The sequence below is a fragment of the Acidilutibacter cellobiosedens genome, assembly GCF_004103715.1.
Lineage (GTDB): Bacteria > Bacillota > Clostridia > Tissierellales > Acidilutibacteraceae > Acidilutibacter > Acidilutibacter cellobiosedens.
Genome location: NZ_CP035282.1, coordinates 3,486,215 through 3,507,347 on the forward strand (window position 1 = coordinate 3,486,215; position 21,133 = coordinate 3,507,347).

At 30.9% G+C, this 21,133-nt stretch carries 19 protein-coding genes and 1 pseudogene; 2 read left to right on the plus strand and 18 right to left on the minus strand.

All coding sequences use genetic code 11. The features are described from left to right. Positions 1 to 77: 77 nt before the first annotated feature. From EQM13_RS16835 to EQM13_RS16885, 12 genes and pseudogenes are all read right to left on the minus strand, one after another. Positions 78 to 1,763 carry an ABC transporter ATP-binding protein gene (locus EQM13_RS16835; protein ID WP_128753309.1) on the minus strand — a complete coding sequence of 562 codons (1,686 nt, stop codon included), beginning with the start codon at positions 1,761 to 1,763 and terminating at the stop codon, positions 78 to 80. Between the two features lie 504 nt (positions 1,764 to 2,267). Then, the gene (locus EQM13_RS16840; RefSeq protein WP_128753310.1) at positions 2,268 to 2,993 is read right to left on the minus strand and encodes a LytR/AlgR family response regulator transcription factor; all 726 of its coding nucleotides are present in this window, start codon (positions 2,991 to 2,993) and stop codon (positions 2,268 to 2,270) included. 470 nt (positions 2,994 to 3,463) lie between these two features. Then, positions 3,464 to 3,637: an ABC transporter ATP-binding protein gene (locus tag EQM13_RS18330; RefSeq protein WP_161567294.1), complete on the minus strand. Its 174-nt coding sequence runs from the start codon at positions 3,635 to 3,637 to the stop codon at positions 3,464 to 3,466. Between the two features lie 499 nt (positions 3,638 to 4,136). After that, complete coding sequence (locus EQM13_RS16850) at positions 4,137 to 4,826, minus strand: ABC transporter permease (protein WP_161567295.1); 690 nt, start codon at positions 4,824 to 4,826, stop codon at positions 4,137 to 4,139. Further along, positions 4,823 to 5,686, minus strand: a complete 864-nt coding sequence (locus EQM13_RS16855) for an ABC transporter ATP-binding protein (RefSeq protein ID WP_206172740.1) — start codon at positions 5,684 to 5,686, stop codon at positions 4,823 to 4,825. Before EQM13_RS16855 ends, EQM13_RS16850 begins: the two co-directional genes overlap by 4 nt. A 210-nt stretch (positions 5,687 to 5,896) precedes the next feature. After that, positions 5,897 to 6,362: pseudogene (locus EQM13_RS16860) on the minus strand (ATP-binding cassette domain-containing protein); the annotation flags it as partial. Then, positions 6,362 to 6,922, minus strand: coding sequence for a hypothetical protein (locus EQM13_RS18335; protein WP_161567296.1), 561 nt, complete (start codon positions 6,920 to 6,922; stop codon positions 6,362 to 6,364). The gene EQM13_RS18335 and the pseudogene EQM13_RS16860, both read right to left, overlap by 1 nt. Before the next feature lie 814 nt (positions 6,923 to 7,736). Further along, positions 7,737 to 8,357, minus strand: coding sequence for a hypothetical protein (locus EQM13_RS16870; RefSeq protein WP_128753315.1), 621 nt, complete (start codon positions 8,355 to 8,357; stop codon positions 7,737 to 7,739). Positions 8,358 to 8,364: 7 nt separating this feature from the next. Then, on the minus strand, positions 8,365 to 9,738 hold the full coding sequence (locus EQM13_RS16875; protein ID WP_128753316.1) for a B12-binding domain-containing radical SAM protein: 1,374 nt from the start codon (positions 9,736 to 9,738) through the stop codon (positions 8,365 to 8,367). Between the two features lie 151 nt (positions 9,739 to 9,889). Further along, the gene (locus EQM13_RS16880; RefSeq protein ID WP_128753317.1) at positions 9,890 to 10,186 is read right to left on the minus strand and encodes a PqqD family protein; all 297 of its coding nucleotides are present in this window, start codon (positions 10,184 to 10,186) and stop codon (positions 9,890 to 9,892) included. Between the two features lie 59 nt (positions 10,187 to 10,245). Beyond that, positions 10,246 to 10,377 (minus strand): hypothetical protein, encoded by a 132-nt coding sequence (locus EQM13_RS18895; RefSeq protein WP_255417530.1) that lies wholly within the window; start codon positions 10,375 to 10,377, stop codon positions 10,246 to 10,248. 385 nt (positions 10,378 to 10,762) lie between these two features. Next, on the minus strand, positions 10,763 to 11,506 hold the full coding sequence (locus EQM13_RS16885) for an endonuclease/exonuclease/phosphatase family protein (protein WP_128753318.1): 744 nt from the start codon (positions 11,504 to 11,506) through the stop codon (positions 10,763 to 10,765). A 227-nt stretch (positions 11,507 to 11,733) separates the two neighbouring features. Between EQM13_RS16885 and EQM13_RS16890 the strand changes: the two genes are divergently transcribed. Continuing rightward, a complete protein-coding gene (locus tag EQM13_RS16890) occupies positions 11,734 to 13,509 on the plus strand; it encodes a DUF2207 domain-containing protein (protein ID WP_071139349.1) in 1,776 nt (591 codons plus the stop codon). Here the strand turns inward: EQM13_RS16890 and fni are convergent. From fni to EQM13_RS16915, 5 genes are all read right to left on the minus strand, one after another. Beyond that, positions 13,506 to 14,540, minus strand: coding sequence for a type 2 isopentenyl-diphosphate Delta-isomerase (fni, locus tag EQM13_RS16895; RefSeq protein WP_071139350.1), 1,035 nt, complete (start codon positions 14,538 to 14,540; stop codon positions 13,506 to 13,508). The genes EQM13_RS16890 and fni overlap by 4 nt on opposite strands. Positions 14,541 to 14,593: 53 nt before the next feature. Further along, a complete protein-coding gene (locus EQM13_RS16900; RefSeq protein ID WP_071139351.1) occupies positions 14,594 to 15,205 on the minus strand; it encodes a DNA-3-methyladenine glycosylase in 612 nt (203 codons plus the stop codon). A 36-nt stretch (positions 15,206 to 15,241) separates the two neighbouring features. After that, entirely contained in the window at positions 15,242 to 16,564 is a 1,323-nt protein-coding gene (locus EQM13_RS16905) for a circularly permuted type 2 ATP-grasp protein (RefSeq protein ID WP_128753319.1), read from the minus strand. Positions 16,565 to 16,579: 15 nt separating this feature from the next. Further along, positions 16,580 to 17,878, minus strand: a complete 1,299-nt coding sequence (locus EQM13_RS16910; protein ID WP_234958809.1) for a glutamate--cysteine ligase — start codon at positions 17,876 to 17,878, stop codon at positions 16,580 to 16,582. Between the two features lie 142 nt (positions 17,879 to 18,020). Next, positions 18,021 to 18,593, minus strand: coding sequence for a DJ-1 family glyoxalase III (locus EQM13_RS16915; protein ID WP_071139354.1), 573 nt, complete (start codon positions 18,591 to 18,593; stop codon positions 18,021 to 18,023). 106 nt (positions 18,594 to 18,699) lie between these two features. On the opposite strand from EQM13_RS16915, the gene EQM13_RS16920 reads away from it, so the two are divergent. Continuing rightward, on the plus strand, positions 18,700 to 20,058 hold the full coding sequence (locus EQM13_RS16920) for an RsmF rRNA methyltransferase first C-terminal domain-containing protein (protein ID WP_128753320.1): 1,359 nt from the start codon (positions 18,700 to 18,702) through the stop codon (positions 20,056 to 20,058). Between the two features lie 62 nt (positions 20,059 to 20,120). On the opposite strand, the gene EQM13_RS16925 is transcribed toward EQM13_RS16920, so the two are convergent. Then, a complete protein-coding gene (locus EQM13_RS16925; RefSeq protein WP_128753321.1) occupies positions 20,121 to 21,086 on the minus strand; it encodes a hypothetical protein in 966 nt (321 codons plus the stop codon). Positions 21,087 to 21,133 lie beyond the last annotated feature (47 nt).

Below are 21,133 nucleotides of genomic sequence, written 5' to 3' on the forward strand. Positions count from 1 at the left end.
CTGATTTTAATTATATCGCCTTAAAAAATATATCAATATTTAAAGCATCTATGCAACCTGATGGCTCTATGCCATACTTATTTAAAAACATTATACAAACTATAAAAATAGCCCTTCTTGTCCAACAAATCATAAAAATTGCCTTGTTCTTCTATTTGACCGTCTTTCATAGCAATAATCGAATCGTATTGTTTCAGTATACTTTCCGAAAGGTTATGAGTAACAACTATGCAAGTCAACTCATCAATATCGAGCAGTGAATTTTCAATACTGTGGGCAGTTTCACTATCAAGTGATGATGTTGCCTCGTCTAATATCAATATAGGCGTCTTTTTTATAATAGCTCTTGCAATAGCAATACGTTGTTTTTCACCGCCTGAAAGAAGTACCCCGTTTTCACCTACATTTTCAAGCAATTTTTTAGGCTTACTGTTTACAAAATTATACAGTCCGCATAATTTAATGGTGGTATTTATTTCATCATCACTATAATCTTTGTATAAAGTTATATTATCCTTTACAGTCGAATCAAAAATAAATACATTTTGATGTATTATAGACATTATTTTATATATATCATCAATATTGATATTTCTTATATCCGTACCATCCATCAATATATTTCCGGAAAAGTTATCATAATATCTGAATAATATCCTCAAAAAAGTGGATTTTCCACAACCGCTCTTTCCTACAATGGCATATTTTTTACCTTTTTCTATAGTTAAATTTATATCCCTTAAAGTTTTTTTATCACTATTATAAGAAAAACTTAGATTACTAATTTCTATTTTATCGTTAAAATCATCTTTAGATATTCCGTTTGATGCCAGTTCTTTTTTGGTACAAATGGATTCAATATTATCGGCTATCAATTTAGTGGATTTTAGTTTGTTAATTCTTTCCGAAAACCTGCTTATAGGCGGCACTACGCTATTCATAAGCTGTATCGCTGCAAAAAGAAGTCCAAAAGTAATTTTCCCTTGTATAAAAAAATAAGTCCCCAATAAAATAGCTACAAAAAATATAGAAAAGCCAGTACCTTGAGATAAAGTTTCCACGCCTGCACTAAATTTTGTAAACTTAAATTTGGAATCCTCTGTTTTGAAATTATAGTTGCTAAATTCCTCTTTTATACTGTCTTCTATGTTAAAACCCTTTATTATTTCAAAACCGCTGAATGTATCTTTCATATTTATAGTTAAATTTGATAATGAATCGGAATATTTTTTTCTCAGGCTGCTTACGGTTTTAGAAAATATTATAGGTATAATCAGTGTAATAGCTCCCACTATAAATACCCCTGCCGCAATTTGTACATTTACTTTAAAGATTGCAAAAGTTCCGATTGCCAGTGTAGCCAACTCTCCAATCAAATCAAGCAAATTTATAAAGTAGTCCTGCTCCAATATATTTATATCATTTGTTAAAGTTGAAATATAAGAAGCACTATTTTTGCTGATAAAATCCGGCATGTCTTTATCTATAACATTAGTATATATATCATTCCTCAGACTTTGTATATTTTTTTTGACAAACACTGCTTGAGTTATTTTTCTAAGATAAATTATAAGAAAATAACATATCAAGTACAATACAATATATTTTAAATTTTTAATAAAACCCGGCATGTCCTTGTTGGTGCCAAAATCCAAAATATATTCAATTAAAAATGCTATTGATACATCTGCAGCACCTTCTACACATCTTATAAAAACGCTTAAAAAAAATATTCCCTTATACTTGAAAATATACTTTTTCATTACAGCCTCCCAATATTAAAAATTTCTATATCGCTTTCCTAAATCAACTATATCACTATTAAAAAATATATCAATAGAAAAGCTTAATTTTTTTATCGTATATATTAATTTTTATTATTATAAGATTGAATATATTAATAGAAAGCGACATCATATTTTATTATATTAATATGATGTCGCTTTCTATTAATATATAATTCGAATTTAAGACTAACATAAGGAATCAATTTCTTTTAACATTTCAAAAGCGGAAATCCGTTAAAAAATTTAATTTTTGTCAATGTTAATTATTTGATCGTTTATTAGCATTAGTTATAATCTTAACTATAAATACAGCTAAAATAATAATTAAAATTAAGATAAATGCCAAAGCAATAATTTTTTTCATTTTTTTGTTTATCCCCTTTATTCTTTCAGAAATAATTTATATTCCAAACTCATGTGAAAATTCTTTATTTCAATCCCAAATCTCAGTTCAAATTTATCTTTTGTTTTATTAAAACCTCAATTCCAAGTTTCAACGATACAATTAGCTGAGGTAATTTTGTTTTCAAAATCTTCCTTGTATTTCTCCCCTATTGATATAGGTTCTTCTATACTTATAAGTTTAATACTGTCATTATTAAATTTTTCAATATACCTAATATTTACTATATAGCCTCTATGGCACCTTACAAAGTCTTTTGTCAGTTTATTTAAATCATCCAATAGCTTTTCCAAAGTAAACGTATAGGAAGAAAGAGAAATTTCTTTATTAACGGTGAATACATTTATTGATTTTTTTGCCGATTCAATATAAATGATTTCATTTGTTCTAACAACATAGGAAAAATCTTTTTTCTTCAATATAATGTATGGTCCGGAATTATCGCACAACTCCGATGGATTTTTTCTCCTGTTCTTTTCTATAAAAAAATCGGTTACATAATTCCAACAATGCATTTCCTTTAACATATCGCTTTTTGCCATAGAAACGAAAAAAACAAAAAATATAGGTGTTAGTCTATAAACATCCATATTTCTTATTTTTTTAGCTAATCCAATAGGTGAACAATTCTTTAAACCAACATCCAGCATAAATAAATCATAACGATCTGTTTTTATATATCTTAGGAATTCTTCAACACAATTCGCTACAGTGATATTTAAATCGCTACGTATAGATTTTTCTGCTTCTGCCAAACTCTTTACAAAAATTGAATTATCTTTGACCAATAGCAATTTATTCATTTAAATACCCCCTTCGAACATTTATGTTAATTTATTTACTTCTATAATTATTATAATTCTACATTATTTTTTTATTTCCTCTAAAAGAATTAAATAATATTATTTAATTTTATAATTATCAAATACTTATAAAAAACAATTTTTATATTATTTGGATATGACTCTCCTAATGATAATTCAGGCTTAGAGCTATCAATTTTATAAAAATTATAGAAATATCCTTTTTTCTCTATTAATTCATTAAAATTTGCATTTTTTGCCATACTCCCTTTATCTATAAATAAAATTTCACCATATCTTCTAAATATATATCCATTTAATTTATGAGTTACTGTTATGATTGTTACATCATCTATACCGACTAATATATCCTCAATATTATATGCGGTTTAAGTACCTAATGCCGATGTGGCTTCACCTAAAATTAATATGGGAGTATGTTGTATTAATGCTCGAGCTATTGCTATCCTCTATTTTTGTTTTCCAGATAGGTCGGAACCATTTTCCCCGACTAAAGAATTCAATCCTTTCTCCATATTATTAATAAACTTATCTGCACCGCTTATTTGTAAACTTTCAGATATCTTATTGTCAGAAAAGTCTTTTGATAAACATATATTGTATTTTAAAGATTTATCAAACATATATATTTTGATGTATGGTTGATATTAACCTTACAATGGACGATTGGTTCACTGTTCTGATCTCATTCTCATCAATCATTATTTCTCCATCATAATTATCATAATAATCTAAAATCAATTTAATAAGAATTATTTTATCACATCCGCCTTCCCTGACAATCGCATATTTTTTGTTTTTTTCAAATTTATATGTAAAATTGTCTATTGCTTTTTGCTCCCATCATAAGTAGATGCCTTAAAATTAGGAAAAGATCACAAATTAGTTAGCCACATAGAGAAAAAGATTAGAGATGAGAAATATTCTCCAGATGCTGTAATTTGACATTTGAAACACTCTCTTAAATTTTGGTTATACTTAGTTTTGGGGGTTTTCAAAATACCATTTAATTAATTTACTTTTGGTTATAATATTTTTTATCTATATTATTATATTAAAATTTCTTTAGAGAAAAAATCTTTGGGAAAGAGCCAATCTCATTTTGTAAAAAATACCTTTTTTCTAATCTACCATTCTTTTTCGATATGAGTATATAAATAGACAAATACTAATTAGTAGCCATGTCGAAATGGTAGCACAATTAAATTTCATATTTTGTTTTTTTAGTAATTCTAACATCGCATTCGTTGGTAAATAGCGTGCAAACATTCCAATACTATCATTTAAATTGCCAAGAGCAGTAGGAATTAATAGAATTAAAATCAAAGGTGTCGATAGAATGCTAGTTGACATTTGATTTTTAGAAAGTATTCCTATTACAGCGCCTAAGCAAATTAAACTTATATTTGTAATCGAAGAAGTTAAAAAATACCAGCTATAATCTATAGTCGCACCAGTTAATAAATACACAATGGTCCCGACAAACTGAGTTAAACAAAAAATTATAAACGTTTTTGAAAATAAGAACTCAATTGGAGACACATTTGCAAGCATCAATGTTCTTAATGTATTTTTTTCTTTTTCTTCTGATATTGAAATTGCCATTGAAGATATAGGCATTGTGCATACACTCATTAATAAACCAATAGTAAACACATAAAAAGAATCCATTTTTTTACCACCAAAACTAAATTTATGATAAAGTTCCGTGAATAATATCGGAAGCAATGTAAAAATTATTGTATTACTATTTCTAAGATTATTACGAATATCTTTTATTAATAAAGCCTTTATCTTATTCAGTTTCTTCAATATAAATTCCTCCCAGTAATTTTAAGAAAAACCTCTTCTAAATTTGGTTCTGATGAGTGTATTGTAAGTATGCCTCCATTTTTTTCAAACCAATTCATAAGATCATAAAGTCCTTCTTTGTTCTTCTCCACTATTTTTTGTTTTCCATTTTTAGCCTTTGCATATACTGTATCGTTGCTATATTCCAGTTTTAATTTTTCTGGTGTATCACAAGCACATATTTTCCCTTGATTAAGAATTGCAACCCTATCACATAATTTATCTGCCTCTTCCATATTATGTGTTGTGAGAAAAATTGTAGTTCCAGTATTATTTAGTTCAATAAGATATTCATGTATATTCTTTGCAGTTATAGGATCCAATCCAGATGTTGGCTCGTCTAAAAAAAGTAGCTTAGGTTTATGTAATATAGCACAAGCAAGCATTAATCTTTGTTTCATACCTTTCGATAAATTACTTGCCTTTTTTTTACACTCATCTATAAGATCAACTGCTTTTAATATTTTTTCTATTGTAACTTCAGTTAATGAGTGTATTCCAGCAAACAATTCTAGATTTTCTTGAATAGTCAGTCGTTCATAAAAACCTGTCGTGTCAGATAAAACACCAATATTATCGAAGAAGTTATTCTGAGACAGTGCAATAGGATTCCCAAATATTGATATTTGACCTTTATCAGCATTTAATTGTTTTGTCAATAATTTGATTGTTGTTGTTTTACCTGCACCACTTGGCCCTAAAAATCCAAATATTTCTCCTTCATCAACTTCAAAAGATAGCCCGGAAAGGGCTTCTTGTTTCCCAAAAAATTTATATACATCTACCATTCTTATTAAAATATCCATTACTATTTCCTCCATTATACACTTAAGAAAATATTTTTAGATATATTCGCTCGATTTCTTGCATATTAATATTTTCAAGCATTGCTTTTCCTTCTTTTATAAATACCACCTTTGTAGCAACATTTTTTACAAAATCAAGTACATGACTTGAAAGGATTGTAATTTTCCCTTTTATACTACGCTCTCGTAACAACTCCTTTAACTTTATCAATGTCATCGTGTCTATTCCGTTTGTTGGTTCATCAAGTACAAGCAGATATGGATCCCCGACCAAGGAGGCTATTAATGCTACTTTCTTCCTTTGTCCTTGTGACAAATTTTTTAATTTATAATCTGCATATTGTTCTACGTTAAAGTAATATATTAACCGATCAATATTCTCATATGTTGTAATATTTTTCATACCAGCAATAAATTTTAAAAATTGATAGGCATTCAAATTATCAATTAAATATGGTATTTCAGGTAAGTAGCCAATTTTATTTTTGCATTGAAAAATCGGTTTCCCGTTAAGTAGACATTCTCCCTTATCCTGACGATGTACATCACATATTATTTTGAGCAATGTGGATTTACCAGCTCCATTTGGCCCAACAATGGCTAAAATATCGCCAGAATTAGCTATAAAATCAGCATATAATAAACCAATCCCAGGAGCATATTCTTTTGAAATATTATAAAGGCATAACATTAATCACGACCTCCACAGAAAATTTTTTGCGCTTTCTTTGTTGCTATCAACAAATATAAAACCGGAAGTGCCGGGAAAATCACAGTAATAAAAAGTAAAATAGTAAGTATTATTATAAATTTATCCTGAGAATATAAATATCTCATAATAAGAACACATTGCATAGCACAAAGAAGTATGTTAATTATCAATACTATGCATAGTATTACAATCAAATTCATAACTGAATAAGAACCATTAAGTAATGAAATTTCTAAAAAAGTTAACGATGGAATAAGCAGTACTGTCGAAACACTAAAAATTTTTGATACAAAATATTTATGTTGGCTAATAGGTAGGGTACGTATAAACGATATGTTTGACATATCATCTTTCATTATTTCTTCACTAAGTGTTGAGGTTACAAACGTATAAATAATTGCTATAAGATAATTAGCATGTATATTGAAGTGGTATATTGCCGAAAGGCAACCTAAAATCAATGCAATAATATAAAATGCAGCAACTATAGGATTTGATAATGAAGATATTATATCTTTATAAAAGAGATTGCAATACATATTTGTAAAAATTTTTTTACTATGCTCTTTAATTTTTCGTCTTTTTGTATTTAATATGATTATTTCATAGGTATGATCTTTTGTACTATATAAAATTAACCATACAAAATACAAACATAGGATATACCACTTAGCGACAAAAAATTTAGAATATAGAATCATAAAAACACTATTGCCACCTTTATAGATAAATACTGATATAATTACAGCTAACAATGGTATACATAGTAGAATGATTGATATACATCTATTTTTGACTATCCATTTTTTAATAATGGTATATAAATCATATATTGCTATCGAAATTACAATAATCCCCCAAAAACTGTATATCGCCTGATACACAGCAGTACCATTATTAACATTCCAAAAAAGAATACATAATAAAGTATACACCAAAGCACATGGTAACACTTTGCAGCATATAACGAACCCACGAAAAAAAGAAGAAAGTTGTAGTGACCGAAAGAAACGATATTCTTGTGAATTTACATATCTTTCCATACAAAAAATGCCAGAAACACAAAGAACGATAAATAAATAGATTTGAATGATACAAACACGCATATGTATTTTATTACTTACAAAAGACATATGAAGTACGTCTTCCATGATAAGCAATAAAAATATAGATAGTATTAATATGACATACAATATTTTCTTAAGTATACTTGTATTAATTTCCATATGCATATAGTAAAAATACTTTTTCATTCGGATTTCAACTCCTTGTAAACATAATCATAAACGCTTCCATTCAGATATTTCTTCCGTGTCTATATGCTAGCAGATAAGAGAAAACTACTTGTAAAAATCAATAATTAGTATTTATAAACATACTCTTTATAGTATCGAATACATATCGTATATTAGAAGTATGTTTTAGAGCCTTAACAAAAATATAGCCATCACTTTCGTAGCCAACAATCTTTGATGGAAATAAGGATAGTATAGGCAATATCAGTAAAGATATCGCAATAGGTTTCCTGTATCTAATTTTTAAAAAATATATAATAATAACAACAGTTAATGAAAATAAAAAGGAAAAAAAGGCACCATTAAAAGCAATAGATGCTAAGTCCTTTTCCTTTAAATCTGATTTTGTAAATCGAACAGATGCACTATAACATAATAATGGTATTGTTTTAATATAAATCACACGTAAAATAATACCTTGAATTGCTGAAAATCGGCCTAAATGTACAGCGGTTAGGACATGCAATGATTCTTCAACTGCTAAAGATAGCAGAAAAGAAAAAGTACATATTGGCAAAAGAACAAGTTTTGTCTCTTTGAAAATATCAAATAAAGATAACAGTGCAAATATAAACAAAATTTTACTTTTGCATAATACACCATGTCCTAATATAGAACGCACTATCTGTAAAAAGGAAATTTTCTTGTTTAAGTACATCTGTAAAATTCTAAGATTCATTTTTGCATTATTCTCCTTTAACATTAAAAATCGATTTTCGTATATATTCAGTACGTTTTTTATGCGATTCCGAACAATTAATCGACTTGCTGGTAGAAGCATCAAAAAAATATGTTTGTATTTCTTGTGTTGTAAGGTGTTTAGTATTCATAACAGAAGTATACGTAGTATAATGATCCCAGTTCTTATCAAATATTTCAAGACCAAGTTCATCAGCATGGTTAAACATATATGTCCCTGGATAAGGAGTTGAGATTGAATATACAATATACGCCCCTATAGATGATAACTCTTCTGCAAAAGCAATACTTTCTTCTGTTGTAGTTCTTGTATCATCAGGATTCCCGATAATAAAGCAGCATGAAGTTGGAATTTCAGCTTCTGCAGCTAAAGAAAAAGCTTTTCGTATTTGTTCCAAGCTTATTCCTTTTCTCATACTATTAAGCATAGTCTGAGAGCCACTTTCCACGCCAAACTGTATAGATACACAGCCGCTTTTCTTTAACCATTTCATTAGATCTTTGGTTACAATATCTACGCGTGATTCACAAGCCCATTGAAAATTATTATCTTTATTTTTCTTTTTAGTAAACTCGTTAATTAATAATTCAAGACGTTCTACATCTGCAGTTACAGTATCATCAACAAAATGAAAATAGTTAATACCTAGTTTGGTTAAATAGTCTATCTCATCAACTACACTTTGCGCACTTCTACTTCTGTATCTTCCACCTCCCATAGCTCCAGCAGCACAGAAAATACATCTACCAGGACAACCTCTGCTTGATGAAATTGTACCAGGAGTTCTATACTTATTAATTTCAACAAATTTTCGTTCTGGAAATGGTATCTCATCCAAATTTGTAATAAAAGCTCGATTTTTCGTTTTCATAACTTTATTTCCATCTCTATATACAATGCCTCTTATTTCATATAAAGATGTGATACTTTTCCCAATATAAAAATCGCATAACTCCTTAAGCGTTTCTTCTCCCTCCCGTAGAGAAATAATATCAACAAATGAATTTTTCAACGCATCATTATATTCAAATGTTACATGAGCTCCACCCATAACAATTATAATGCTATCATCCGTTTCTTTACAAAGTTTTGCTATGCGTAAACCGCATTGATATGATTCTGTAGTTGTTGAAATGCCAATTATACGTGGCTTTTTAATGTTTATTATATCAATTATAGTACCAATATTGTTGTGCTCAAGTTGAAGATCACAAATTTCAGCAACATAATTATGGATTTTAAGGTATGTAGCAATACTACAAATTCCAAGTGGAGGATAACTTGTAACACGATTAGATATCACTGCCAGAGGAGATGGAGAAGGTGCTGCAATTAATAGTACATCCAATAACCTTTTCATTTTTTCCCTCCTTAAGCAAAATTCTAAAAAGATACTGCCATATTTTGAATAATTTCAAGACCATAACTAAACTGTAACAGTAGATACAAGCATAATCAGATATATTAATTAATGTAAAAAATAATTACCTACTCTACTTATTTATATACATCTATGCTAAAGGATCCCAATTATATACGATAAGATCTTTCTCAGCCATCTGATCGAGTAGTAAACAAACATCTCGATTAATTTGATCTATAGAAGCTCCTGTAAAGTTTTCAGTAATCTTTTCACCTAATTCACGTATAGTTGCGTTACCATCTATTCGGGCCCAAAGGAATGCCCCTACGCCAGATATCCTAAAAATGCCTTCTCCTTTTATACTCGCAACATACAATTTAGTCTCTTCTTTATCTGTTTTAAAAATAGAAGTCCTACGCCATGGTATATAGTCAAGTTTATCCATAATTTTTCACCTCAATTAATTATGTAGCGAGAGATTCAATAATTTTTAATTAATTATAACTACTCACCAGGAGATGGTATTAAAACTCCTACAATAACAATTAAGACTCCAACAACAATAGGAGCGTGCGTTTCAACAATATCAGATTCTTCTACCCAATCCATAACAGGTGATGAATATACTTTCTTCATTATGCTCACCTCCTCTCTTTCTCTTTATTCTTATACTCGCCAAAAGAATCTCTCGCTATTTGTAACCAGTAAAAAAACAAAAACACAGTATGACCCTAACGTAATATTCTTATAGTAGATATTTATATATTATTAATTTCAGTATACAAATATAGTTCATAGGTAGCTCCGATCACAATAATAAATATTCTTTGTTGCCATCTTCATAGGATAAAAGGTAAAACTAAGTCCACAAATAAGTATTACATTTTATAATATCAGCCCCCACCCCTATATCGTTTTCCTACCTTAATTTTATCACTCCCCCAAAACATATCAATAACTTTGGACAAACAGTACTTTTATCAATATGAACAGTCTATTTATCAACATAAATTATTTCCCTTCAACATTGACACAACTTTACCGGCCTATGATCCGATATATCGGCAGACAGTACTTCACTTCTTAAAACATATGTCGAAAGTCCTCTCATAAACAAAAAATCAATCTTCGGATTGTCAGGGTTATTATAGCAGTTCAAAGTACAGACTCCTGCGGGGCCGATGTCAATCATGGGAAAACCGTGATTAATCATTATATCATAAGTGTCTGAACCTTCCCGCGCATTTAAATCTCCTCCAAGAATCAATCTTTTGTTAAAATAACCTTTATTGTTTAATATATCCTTTATCTGCTGTGCCTGAATACTGTGATCTCCTTGCAGTCCCAAATGAAATGTGCCTACATATGTACAAAAATTGTCCCCATCAACCCTTGTGAGAAGAAAACTGCGGTCTTCTCTGCTGTTTACCTTGGGCAAGGAAATTTTTAAAGCAGTTGTCAAAGGATAACAGCTTAAAATTGCATTCCCGTAATAGCCCGGATTCATATTTTTAGAGACAATATGCTCATAATTCCAAGCCTTTCCGGTAATTGAGGTAAGTTTGTCGGCAATATATGCGGCCTGATGAATTTTTATACCGGATCGCAAGGTGCAGGCATCTACTTCTTGAAAACAGGCAGCTGAAGCTTTGGAATCCTTAACAGCTTCTGCAATTCTGTCCAAATTTTTCGTCTTTGGGATTGGATAACTGCCGTCTTTATTCTGTCCGGCTTTAATATTCCATGTGAGAACATTCATGTACATTATTTTCACTCCCCGATTTTCTATTTTCATATAATAAGCTTTACTATTTATTTTGTTAATATATATACTGCCAATATATAGATAATTATGTTCTAAAAACAATTATTATTGCATCTATTACAAAAAGCTGATAAAATCTTATCGATATGAATATATTACAAGATAAGTGAAAAAAATATGCCGTACAAAAAGGAGTGATATCAATTAAAAAGTTATTCAGATACTTTATGCCTATAGTTTTTGTACTATTTTTGATTGTTTCCTTTTCACCAGGAGTATCAGCGGAAAGTGATATTCTTATTAACAGATGGATAGTAAATTCACAGCTTAGGAAAAACGGAGATTTATATATAGAAGAGGATTTGACATTTAAATTCAATAGGGATTTTAACGGGGTATTCAGGGATGTCAGTTCAGAAAAAACAGACGGAATAAAAGGTGTTCAAGTTTTTCAAATGGTAAACGGAAAAGAAATTGAATACAAAGAAAAGGATAATGCTAAAAATGGAGATAGCAGGGTATTCAATATAGATAGAAAATCAGACAACAGCCTTATAACCATATACTCTCCTTCGGAGAACGAAGAAAAAACATTCAGAATTAAATATACCGTTAAAAATGTTGCCGTTAAATATAATGACACGGGAGAATTGTATTATAAATTTCTTGGAGACGAAAACGAAACTCCCATAGAATATTTTTCTGTAAATATAATACTCCCTCAGGATAGAACAGATAGAGTTAAAATATTTGCTCACGGGCCTTTAAACGGAACAATAAATTTTAAAGGCAATGATGTTGTTCATTTGGAAGTAGAAAATGTACCTGATAGAACATTTATTGAGGGCAGGATACTTTTCCCCACGGAATTTATTTTAAACTCCGAAAAATCGGTTGACAAAAATAATTACAACGAAATATTAAAAGAGGAAAGTCAGCTTCAAGAATCAGCAAGAGAAAAAACCATCAGAAACGAATATATGGGAAATGTTTTTAATTATATTTCCCTGATATCGGGAGGTATAGTTTTAATTCTCATTTCTATTTCACTGAGTAAGTTCAAAAGAGAAAATGACTTGTATGAAAAGGTGAATCCTGATTTTATACCTGAAAAGTGCAGCCCTGCTGTAGCTTCATATCTCTGTAATATGTCCGTAACAACAAATGCGGTAATTGCAACGATATTGGACTTAGCCAGAAGAGGGTACTTAAAAATCGAAGACGGAGGGGAATACAAGAAAAATTTAAATAATATAATCATAACTAAAATTAAAAATGAAGAGGCTGATCTATTAGACCATGAAAAATATTTTATGAATTGGATTATAGACACTATTGGAGAAAAAGGCAGAGTCACCACGGAAGAAATTGAAGATTACGGAAAGAAAAAATACAAAAGCTTTTCACAGGAATATTATCAATGGCAAAAATTGATTAAAGAAGAATCAAGAAAAAGAGGATATTTCGACGGAAAGGGAAAACCTTGGGGCATTATGTTCATCATACTATTTCCTGTGTTATTGGTTATATCAGTTATGGATTTCGTGTTTGGGGAACCGTATGGATTTTTCCCTTTGATTATGTCCATATTTTCCTTGATATATGGAATAATTCTTTTGCTTAGGCCGTCGGATTTAGGTAAATCCCAGCAAAGAAAATGGAAAGAGTTTATAAAATACATGAAAGAAAAAGAAAATACACAGGAAAAGAATATCTTTAAATATCCTCCGGATACAGCTTTGATATATGCTTTGGCTTTAGGCATTAACAGAAAAACATTAAACAATTATAAAGTCCAATTTTCCGATGACTATTATTATAATAATAACGGATGGATTTACTGGTATTTTCTTATGAGTTCAACGAAAAATAACACGTTTGACAGAAGTATTAACAGTGCCTTCAGCCCTGTTGCTCCTTCTTCGGGAAACATCGGCAGCGGCGGCGGCTTCTCCGGAGGCGGAGGTGGCGGTGCCGGAGGTGGCGGTGCCGGAGGATTTTAAATGAGATCTTTCAATACCCCTTTAATTTTATAAGGGGTATTTTTTAATTCCGATAAATTTTCTTTTCCCAACAGAAGCATAAGCATTTTCAGTTTATATACAATCCCATGAATATATGTATAGGCCCCTTCGTAACCGCTATAGAGAAGGTGCTTTAAAATTTCTCCCGTTATGCCTACCATTTCGGCCCCCAATATTAAAGATTTAACTACATCCTGAGAATTTCTGATTCCTCCGCTGGAAATAATATGGACATCATCTTTAAATCTTCTGCACTGAATAAGGCTTAGAGCAGTAGGTATTCCCCAAGAATAAATATCCGAAAAATCCATTTCATCGTTTCTTTCATTTTCTATTTCTATAAAATTTGTTCCGCCTGCTCCTGATATATCAACATATTTAACTCCCGCATCATATAATCTTGATAATACATTTCCCGATATTCCAAACCCTACTTCTTTTACAATAACAGGCTTGGAAAGAGAAGAAACTATATTTTTGATATTTTCCAAAATGCCTTTAAATTCTTTGTCCCCTTCTTTCATTACCAATTCCTGAGCTGTGTTCAGATGAAGCTGAACAGCATCGGCATCTATCATATCTATGGCACAATAAACATCATCTAAGGAAGAATGAGCATTTAAATTGGCTATGACTATTCCTTCCTCTCCCATATTTTCTCTTACTATTTTAAATGATTCCCTGCTCCCTTCATTTTCCAAAGCTATGGTTTGGGAACCTACCGCCATGGGAATACTAAATTTCCGAGCCAATTTTGACAAATCTCCGTTTATTTCCCGGGAAAATTCCGTTCCTCCCGTAACTGCATCTATCATTATAGGATATTCTGCATATTTCCCGAGAAATAAACATTTTGTATCTATATCCTCCAAGTTCAGCTCGGGCAATGCATTATGTTCAATATATATGTCTTCAAACAAATTGCTTCTATTATGGTTGGATTTAAGAAAATAATCTATATGTTCCTTTTTTCTTTTCTTTCTTATATGAAATTCTCCGTTGTTTTTCATAGTATTCCTCACATTGTTTTATATAATTATCATGTGTAACATTTAATCTTATTTTAACCCTTTTTTGATACAAAAGGACTGCCTTTAATATAAAATCTCAGAAGAAAATCTTTTGCTTCCTCCGCATAATCTATACCTATTCTTTTGGTCTTTATTATATCGAATTTATCGTTATTTCCTTCTTCTATATAAAAAGTATCCCCTGAAAGCATATTTCCGTTTAATTTTTTATCTATTCCCATAGCCATACAAAGCTTTCCCGGTCCGTTTGTCAGATTTGTTATTTGAGTGGATGTCAAATCTTTATATTCTTTATTAAACCTGTTTAATGCCATAATATCGTGGCCTTCCAAGGGCTCCAATGCTCTTATGAGGACTGCCTCCGGAATTCCTTCTTTTTGAGTAACAGCATTGAGGCAGTAATACATTCCGTATATAAAATATATATAAGCTCTTCCCGGCGGCCCATACATGATTTCCACTCTTTTGGTCCTTCTTCCTCCGTAGGAATGGGCCCCTTTATCTGTGACTCCCATGTAGGCTTCTGTTTCTACTATTTTTCCTTTGAGAATATTTCCGTTTATATTATGAACTAAAATCTTTCCCAAAAGTTTCCTTGCTACTGTTTCGGTATTTTCCAAATAAAAATTATCATTAAGTTTCATTCTTATCTTCCTTTATATGTCGAAATAATAAAAAAATCATTTTTCTTCTGCAACTATATTAGGAACGGTATAGTAATCATGAAGTCCGGAAATAATAGTACTTTTCCCCAGTCTTGTATAAAGGCCTTCAAATTTTTCATTATACATGAATATCCCCGTTATCGTTTTAAGTTTGCTAACTTTAAGTTTTCCATCCTCGAAATTGACAAATTCCCTGGTAAAGGGCTCACAGAATTCCTGGCATATATATTCCTTCCCCAAAGATTCGTCTGCTATTCTTTTCCAATCTTCTGAAGAAAAACTCTTCCCTGCATATACTCCCTTTGATGCATACAGGTCTTTAGGCTTCAATATATATTTATCCTTATTTTTCAATACCTCTTTGTATATATCTTCTCCGTTGAATTCCTCCGTATAGGGGATATGCTTTTTTATAAAATTCCTTTCCTCTTCTGTAAGAAACTGTAATGTTTCCTTTTCATGAAGTACTTTAAATATTATTTTATTGTGCATTATCTGAGATTTAAGGGAGCCTATCATACAGACACTGCCGTCTTTATATGCATTGACCAAATCCTCTATTTCATCGATTCTGTCTACAAATTCCTTTGTTACTATTCTCCTGTATATTAAATCAATTTTTATATCCTTAAAATACAATTTCCCGTCAATATATTTCAGCTCTCTCGGATCTGCCACTACTGCCTTAAACCCCTTATTTATGTAAGCTTTTTTAAATTCTTCAAATTCATAGGGAGTTCCGCTTTCTTTAAAGTCCACAATAGCTACATTTGGTTTTTCTATATCAGGATTAAATTTTTTAAATATTTTAGTGCTTTCTTCGACCCATTTATATATTAATTCAAAGTAACTTATATTATATTTCTTCTTCATATTATTGATGGCTTTTGTATCCATCAGTATTCTTGCCAATGTATTGTCTTCATTCATGGCAGAAGATCCGTCCGTATTAAATTCACAGAACTTGAAATTATCTTTCCCGCCATAAAATATATCAAATCTTCCGATAGGTACGTTTATATGATATCCCTCATCAATCAATATGAGATCTTCCAATAATTTGGAATATTCAAATTTAGTTCTGTACTCCGGAAAATCCATGTACCTCTTAGCCACTTTGTTGGCTATGGACATGATGATCTTACCTATATATTCGAAGTCCTTCACATCTTCCGGAGTATAAAACATAGGATGATATAAAAAGGGCACAGGTTCTCCTTTATATATGGCAGTAGAATTTCTGACTGCCTCCAATGTTTTTTTATAATCTTCATAGTATTCATAAGGATTCTTTTCAATCAAATTTATATATTCATTGTTTATTTTTTCCCAGTCCATCTTTATTCATCTCCGCTATATTATATTATTTATAACACACCAATTCAAAGACTCTCTTTTCCCAAGTCTCATATTCCCCTCGGTTATCTTGCGGGGCGTTTTCTCTTCCCTTACCATTTCCTCCAAAGGCAAAATATAATCTAATTCTTTGCCGTTTAACCCTTTCTTTGAAATATCCAACAACCATTTTTCCAAATCATTAACTTTTCTTCCCAAGTATATTCCGCCTAGTCCCTTCTCGATTATCTCCTTCTTTCCTTTCTTTATATCTTCTGCTTTCATGTTCTTTATATGGTCATATAAAAAATTAAGACTATCTTCATTATAAAGAAGACCTTTCCACAATGCTATGGCAGAAAAATTCAAAGGGTAAGGGACTCCGTCCATAATCCTTATTTCAATATATTTTTTGGTTCTTACGTCGGGGAAAAACATGGTCAGCGCATGTTCCAGTTCCTCTATTGAATAATGATTCGGGTCAAACATCTCTTTAAATAATTTTTCTCCGGTAAAATGATCTCCTTTTTTATCTTCGGTAAATATAATGGGCCTGTTTAAAATATACTCCGCATATTTTGCATATCCGAAATCTTCGTCAAAGACTCCCTCTACAGTACCGCATCTGTCTTTATCACAATTTTCCCATATATAAGTCCTGAGATTAAACTTATTCCATATTCCCCCTTCAAAATACAAACAGTTATCAAACATATCGTATATAACAGGTGTTAAAGCATTAGCTATACGTGTTTTTTTAATATAGTCTTCCTCTGACTTGTAATCTACGGATACCTGAAGAGAAGCAGTTCCTTTCATCATATTATGAGCATGGGAACCTTTGGTCTTAAAATATTCATACATAAAGTCGTATCTCTGCTTGGGAATAAGCCTTATATCGGATATCTTCGTATTGGGCTGGTACCCCACAGCAATAATATTTTGATTTTTTTTCTCCAATATCGGAATTATATCATATAAAAAATCAAAATACTCTTTTTCAATATCCTTTATTTCCTTAAGAGGCTCTATACTCAGCTCAATTTGACTTCCCGGCTCTAAAGTTACAGTGGTGTTGTTTTTATTTATAAGGCCAAGAAGGTTGTTTCCTTCATACATTCCTTCCCAGCCTTTAAAAAGCAAATCCTTTAATGTCTCTTCTACTCCGTTATCTCCATAATATGAAACGGTTTTCAATGTATTTTTGTCTATAATGAAATGTTCTAATTCTACTCCCAACTTAAAATCTTCTTTTTTCTTTTCATTGTTTCTGAAATACCGAGTTATTTCTTCTATCTGCTTTTCATAATCTTCCACTATTAGCTCCCCTTCACAATAAATTAGCATCTCTAAAGATTTTAAACCTATTTTAATATATATACCCTAATGTTAAAAAAATAATAGGCTTTCCCATACTAAATTAAAAATATAGAAAAGCCATGATGATATCTTAGTATTTCTATTGATACCTTTCCTCAACCATATTTAAAAGTATGTCATTTTTTAATTCGTCTGATTTTTCTTTCCCCGATATATATTCTATAAGTTCAAGGGCAAAATATACTGCCGCAGCAGGTCCTCTTGCAGTAATAATATTTCCGTCCCGAACTACCAAGTCTTCTTTATAGTTGCCTCCCTTCAAATCTTCTTCAAATCCCGGATAGCTGGTTATATCTTTTCCTTCAATAATTCCCGCTTCTTTTAATACTATAGGTCCTGCACATATTGCTCCTATCAATTTATTTTCCTTATAAAATTTCTGCACTGTATTGATTACCGCTTTACTGTTTTTCAAATTTTCAGCTCCCGGCATTCCCCCGGGGATTATTACTCCATTGCAGTCCTCAATATTTCTTATATTATCAATAAGTAAATCAGCTTCCACAGGAATATCATGTGCTCCAATCACTATTTTGCTCTTGCTTATGGAGCATGTTTTAACCAGTATATCTTTTCTTCTTAAATAGTCTACAACCGTTAATGCTTCCACTTCTTCAAATCCGTCGGCTAATAGTACCAATATCTCTTTCAAAAAAATCCCTCCCTAAAAACTTTCTATTACTATTATATAATACCACAAAATAAATTTATAAATCAGTAATGTAAAGTGATATACTATAAATAAAAGGAGAAAACCTATGATATTACCTTTAGAATATAAAGAAAAAATGAAAAAAATGTTGGGCGAAGATTATCTTTCTTTCATAAAAAGTTATGAAGATGAAAGAACATATGGCTTAAGAGTAAATACCATTAAATTATCAATAGATAATTTTTTAAATATAAATGATTTTGTTTTGAGTCCTATTCCTTGGTGTAAAGAAGGTTTTTATTATCTCCCCGGGGATAATCCGGGAAAACATCCTTATCACGAATCAGGAATGTATTACATACAGGAACCAAGCGCCATGGCAGTAGTCGAATTTCTAAATCCTCAGCCTAATGAGAGAATACTTGATTTATGTGCCGCTCCAGGCGGAAAATCCACTGCAATTGCGGGAAAAATGAAGGGAGAAGGCATCTTAATATCTAATGAAATAAATCCTAAAAGAGCAAGGGTTCTCTCGGAGAATATCGAAAGAATGGGAATTGAAAATACTATAGTAACAAACGAGCCTCCTGAAACTATTTCAAAAAAATTTAGGGATTTCTTTCATAAGGTATTGGTAGATGCCCCCTGTTCAGGTGAGGGAATGTTCAGAAAGGAGCCCTTGTCATCAGAAGAATGGAGTTTGGAAAATGTTCGTACCTGTGCGGAAAGGCAGCTAAATATCTTAGAATATGCAAAAGATACGGTCATGAAAGGCGGATTATTGGTCTATTCCACCTGTACCTTTTCTCCTGAAGAAAACGAACAGGTTATAGAAAAATTTTTAAAGAAAAACAAAGAATTTTCTTTGGAAAAGCAAAAAGATTTTTATCCATTTGAGCATGGACAAAATAAATGGACTGTAAGTAATTTTAAAGAGATAGATAAAGCCATCAGAATATGGCCCCATAAAGTAAAAGGAGAAGGCCATTTCATAGCGGTGATGATGAAAAACGGAGGTAGTTCTGCCCACTTCAACAAAGTTAAATATCCCCTTGATAAAAATAAATTGAGGGATTTTTATCAATTTGAGGAAGATTATCTTAAAAGGGATTTGAACGGAAATATATTCCCTTTTGGAGATAATATATATATGTTAAAGGAAAATATAGATATAAAAGGCTTAAAGGTGCTAAGGCCGGGTCTCCATATAGGAATATTGAAAAAAAACAGATTTGAGCCTTCTCATTCTCTTGCCCTTTATCTAAAAAAGGATGATTTTAAAAATTCAATATCATTTTCCTCCCACAGTGATGAAATAATAAGATATTTAAAGGGTGAAACATTAAATTTTCATGGAACAAAAGGATGGAATTTGGTTTTGGTAGACGGATATTCCATAGGATGGGGAAAGATGAGTAATGGAGTACTTAAAAATCATTATCCTAGGGGATTAAGGTGGCTATAATAAAAAATAAGCATAGTTTCTACATTTTTCTGAAGGGGTTTAGAAACTATGCCTGTGGTGGCTTATTTATTTTCTTCTACTTTAGCTATTGCTTGATTATGCAGCTCAATCACTTTTGCTGTAATACTGCTGTCTATTTTCAACTTATTTTGCTCTATTGCCTTTATATATTTATTAACAATATCACCGGAAATAGTATCGGCATTATTGTTCACTAATTTTTTATAGCTTGTCATTACCTCGTTGTGTATTAAGCCTGTTTGATAATCATATATGGGAGAATTATCGCCTCCCTGCAGATACATTATCAGATATTCTCCATACAATCTGGTTACTTCTTCGGATTTAACTCCTGCTTTATATTTTTTCAAATAGTTTTCGGTTTTCAACAATCTCTCTCCAAGTTCATCCCAGGATATTCCAAGTTCTGCATCTCTCATAGAAGGATCTGAGGATTCCATTGACTTTATATCAATATATTCTTTAATCCCATCCGGCAAATATTTTTCATAATCCTTATATCGGTCATAATCAATAATAGGATAATAACTTCCTTCTCCTGCCATCAATTTGTATTTTCCGTCATATATATTTGTAATAACAGATTTTAAGCTTTTATCTTCTATAGCTTCAATCTTAGATGAGTCAAAGCTAAAAGGTCCTCCAGCTTTAATGATAAGGTCTTGTCTGTTTCCTTTAAAAAGTTCATCTATGTATTCCTGTGAAAAATATTCCTGAGATTCTTCCAAGCCGATGATCATCTCCTGAGCATTTTCTTTGCTGACTTTGGCAATATTGGCATCGATATATTTAGCTATTTCAAAAGGTTTTTTATTGCCGGAGGTGAGCTTTCTAAATCCTTCCATAATTTTTTTCTCATTGTTTTCGGTCAGTTTTTCGGATCCGTTGGGCTTATTTTCTCCTGTATTTGTATTTCCCCCATTTTCTTTCTTCTTATTACAGCCTATTATTAAAATAACTATTAATAGTATGATAATAAATGAAGCTATCCCTTTTTTCCATCTCATAACATTACCTCTTTCATTAATCTTTGTATCCCGTTAATACAATTATA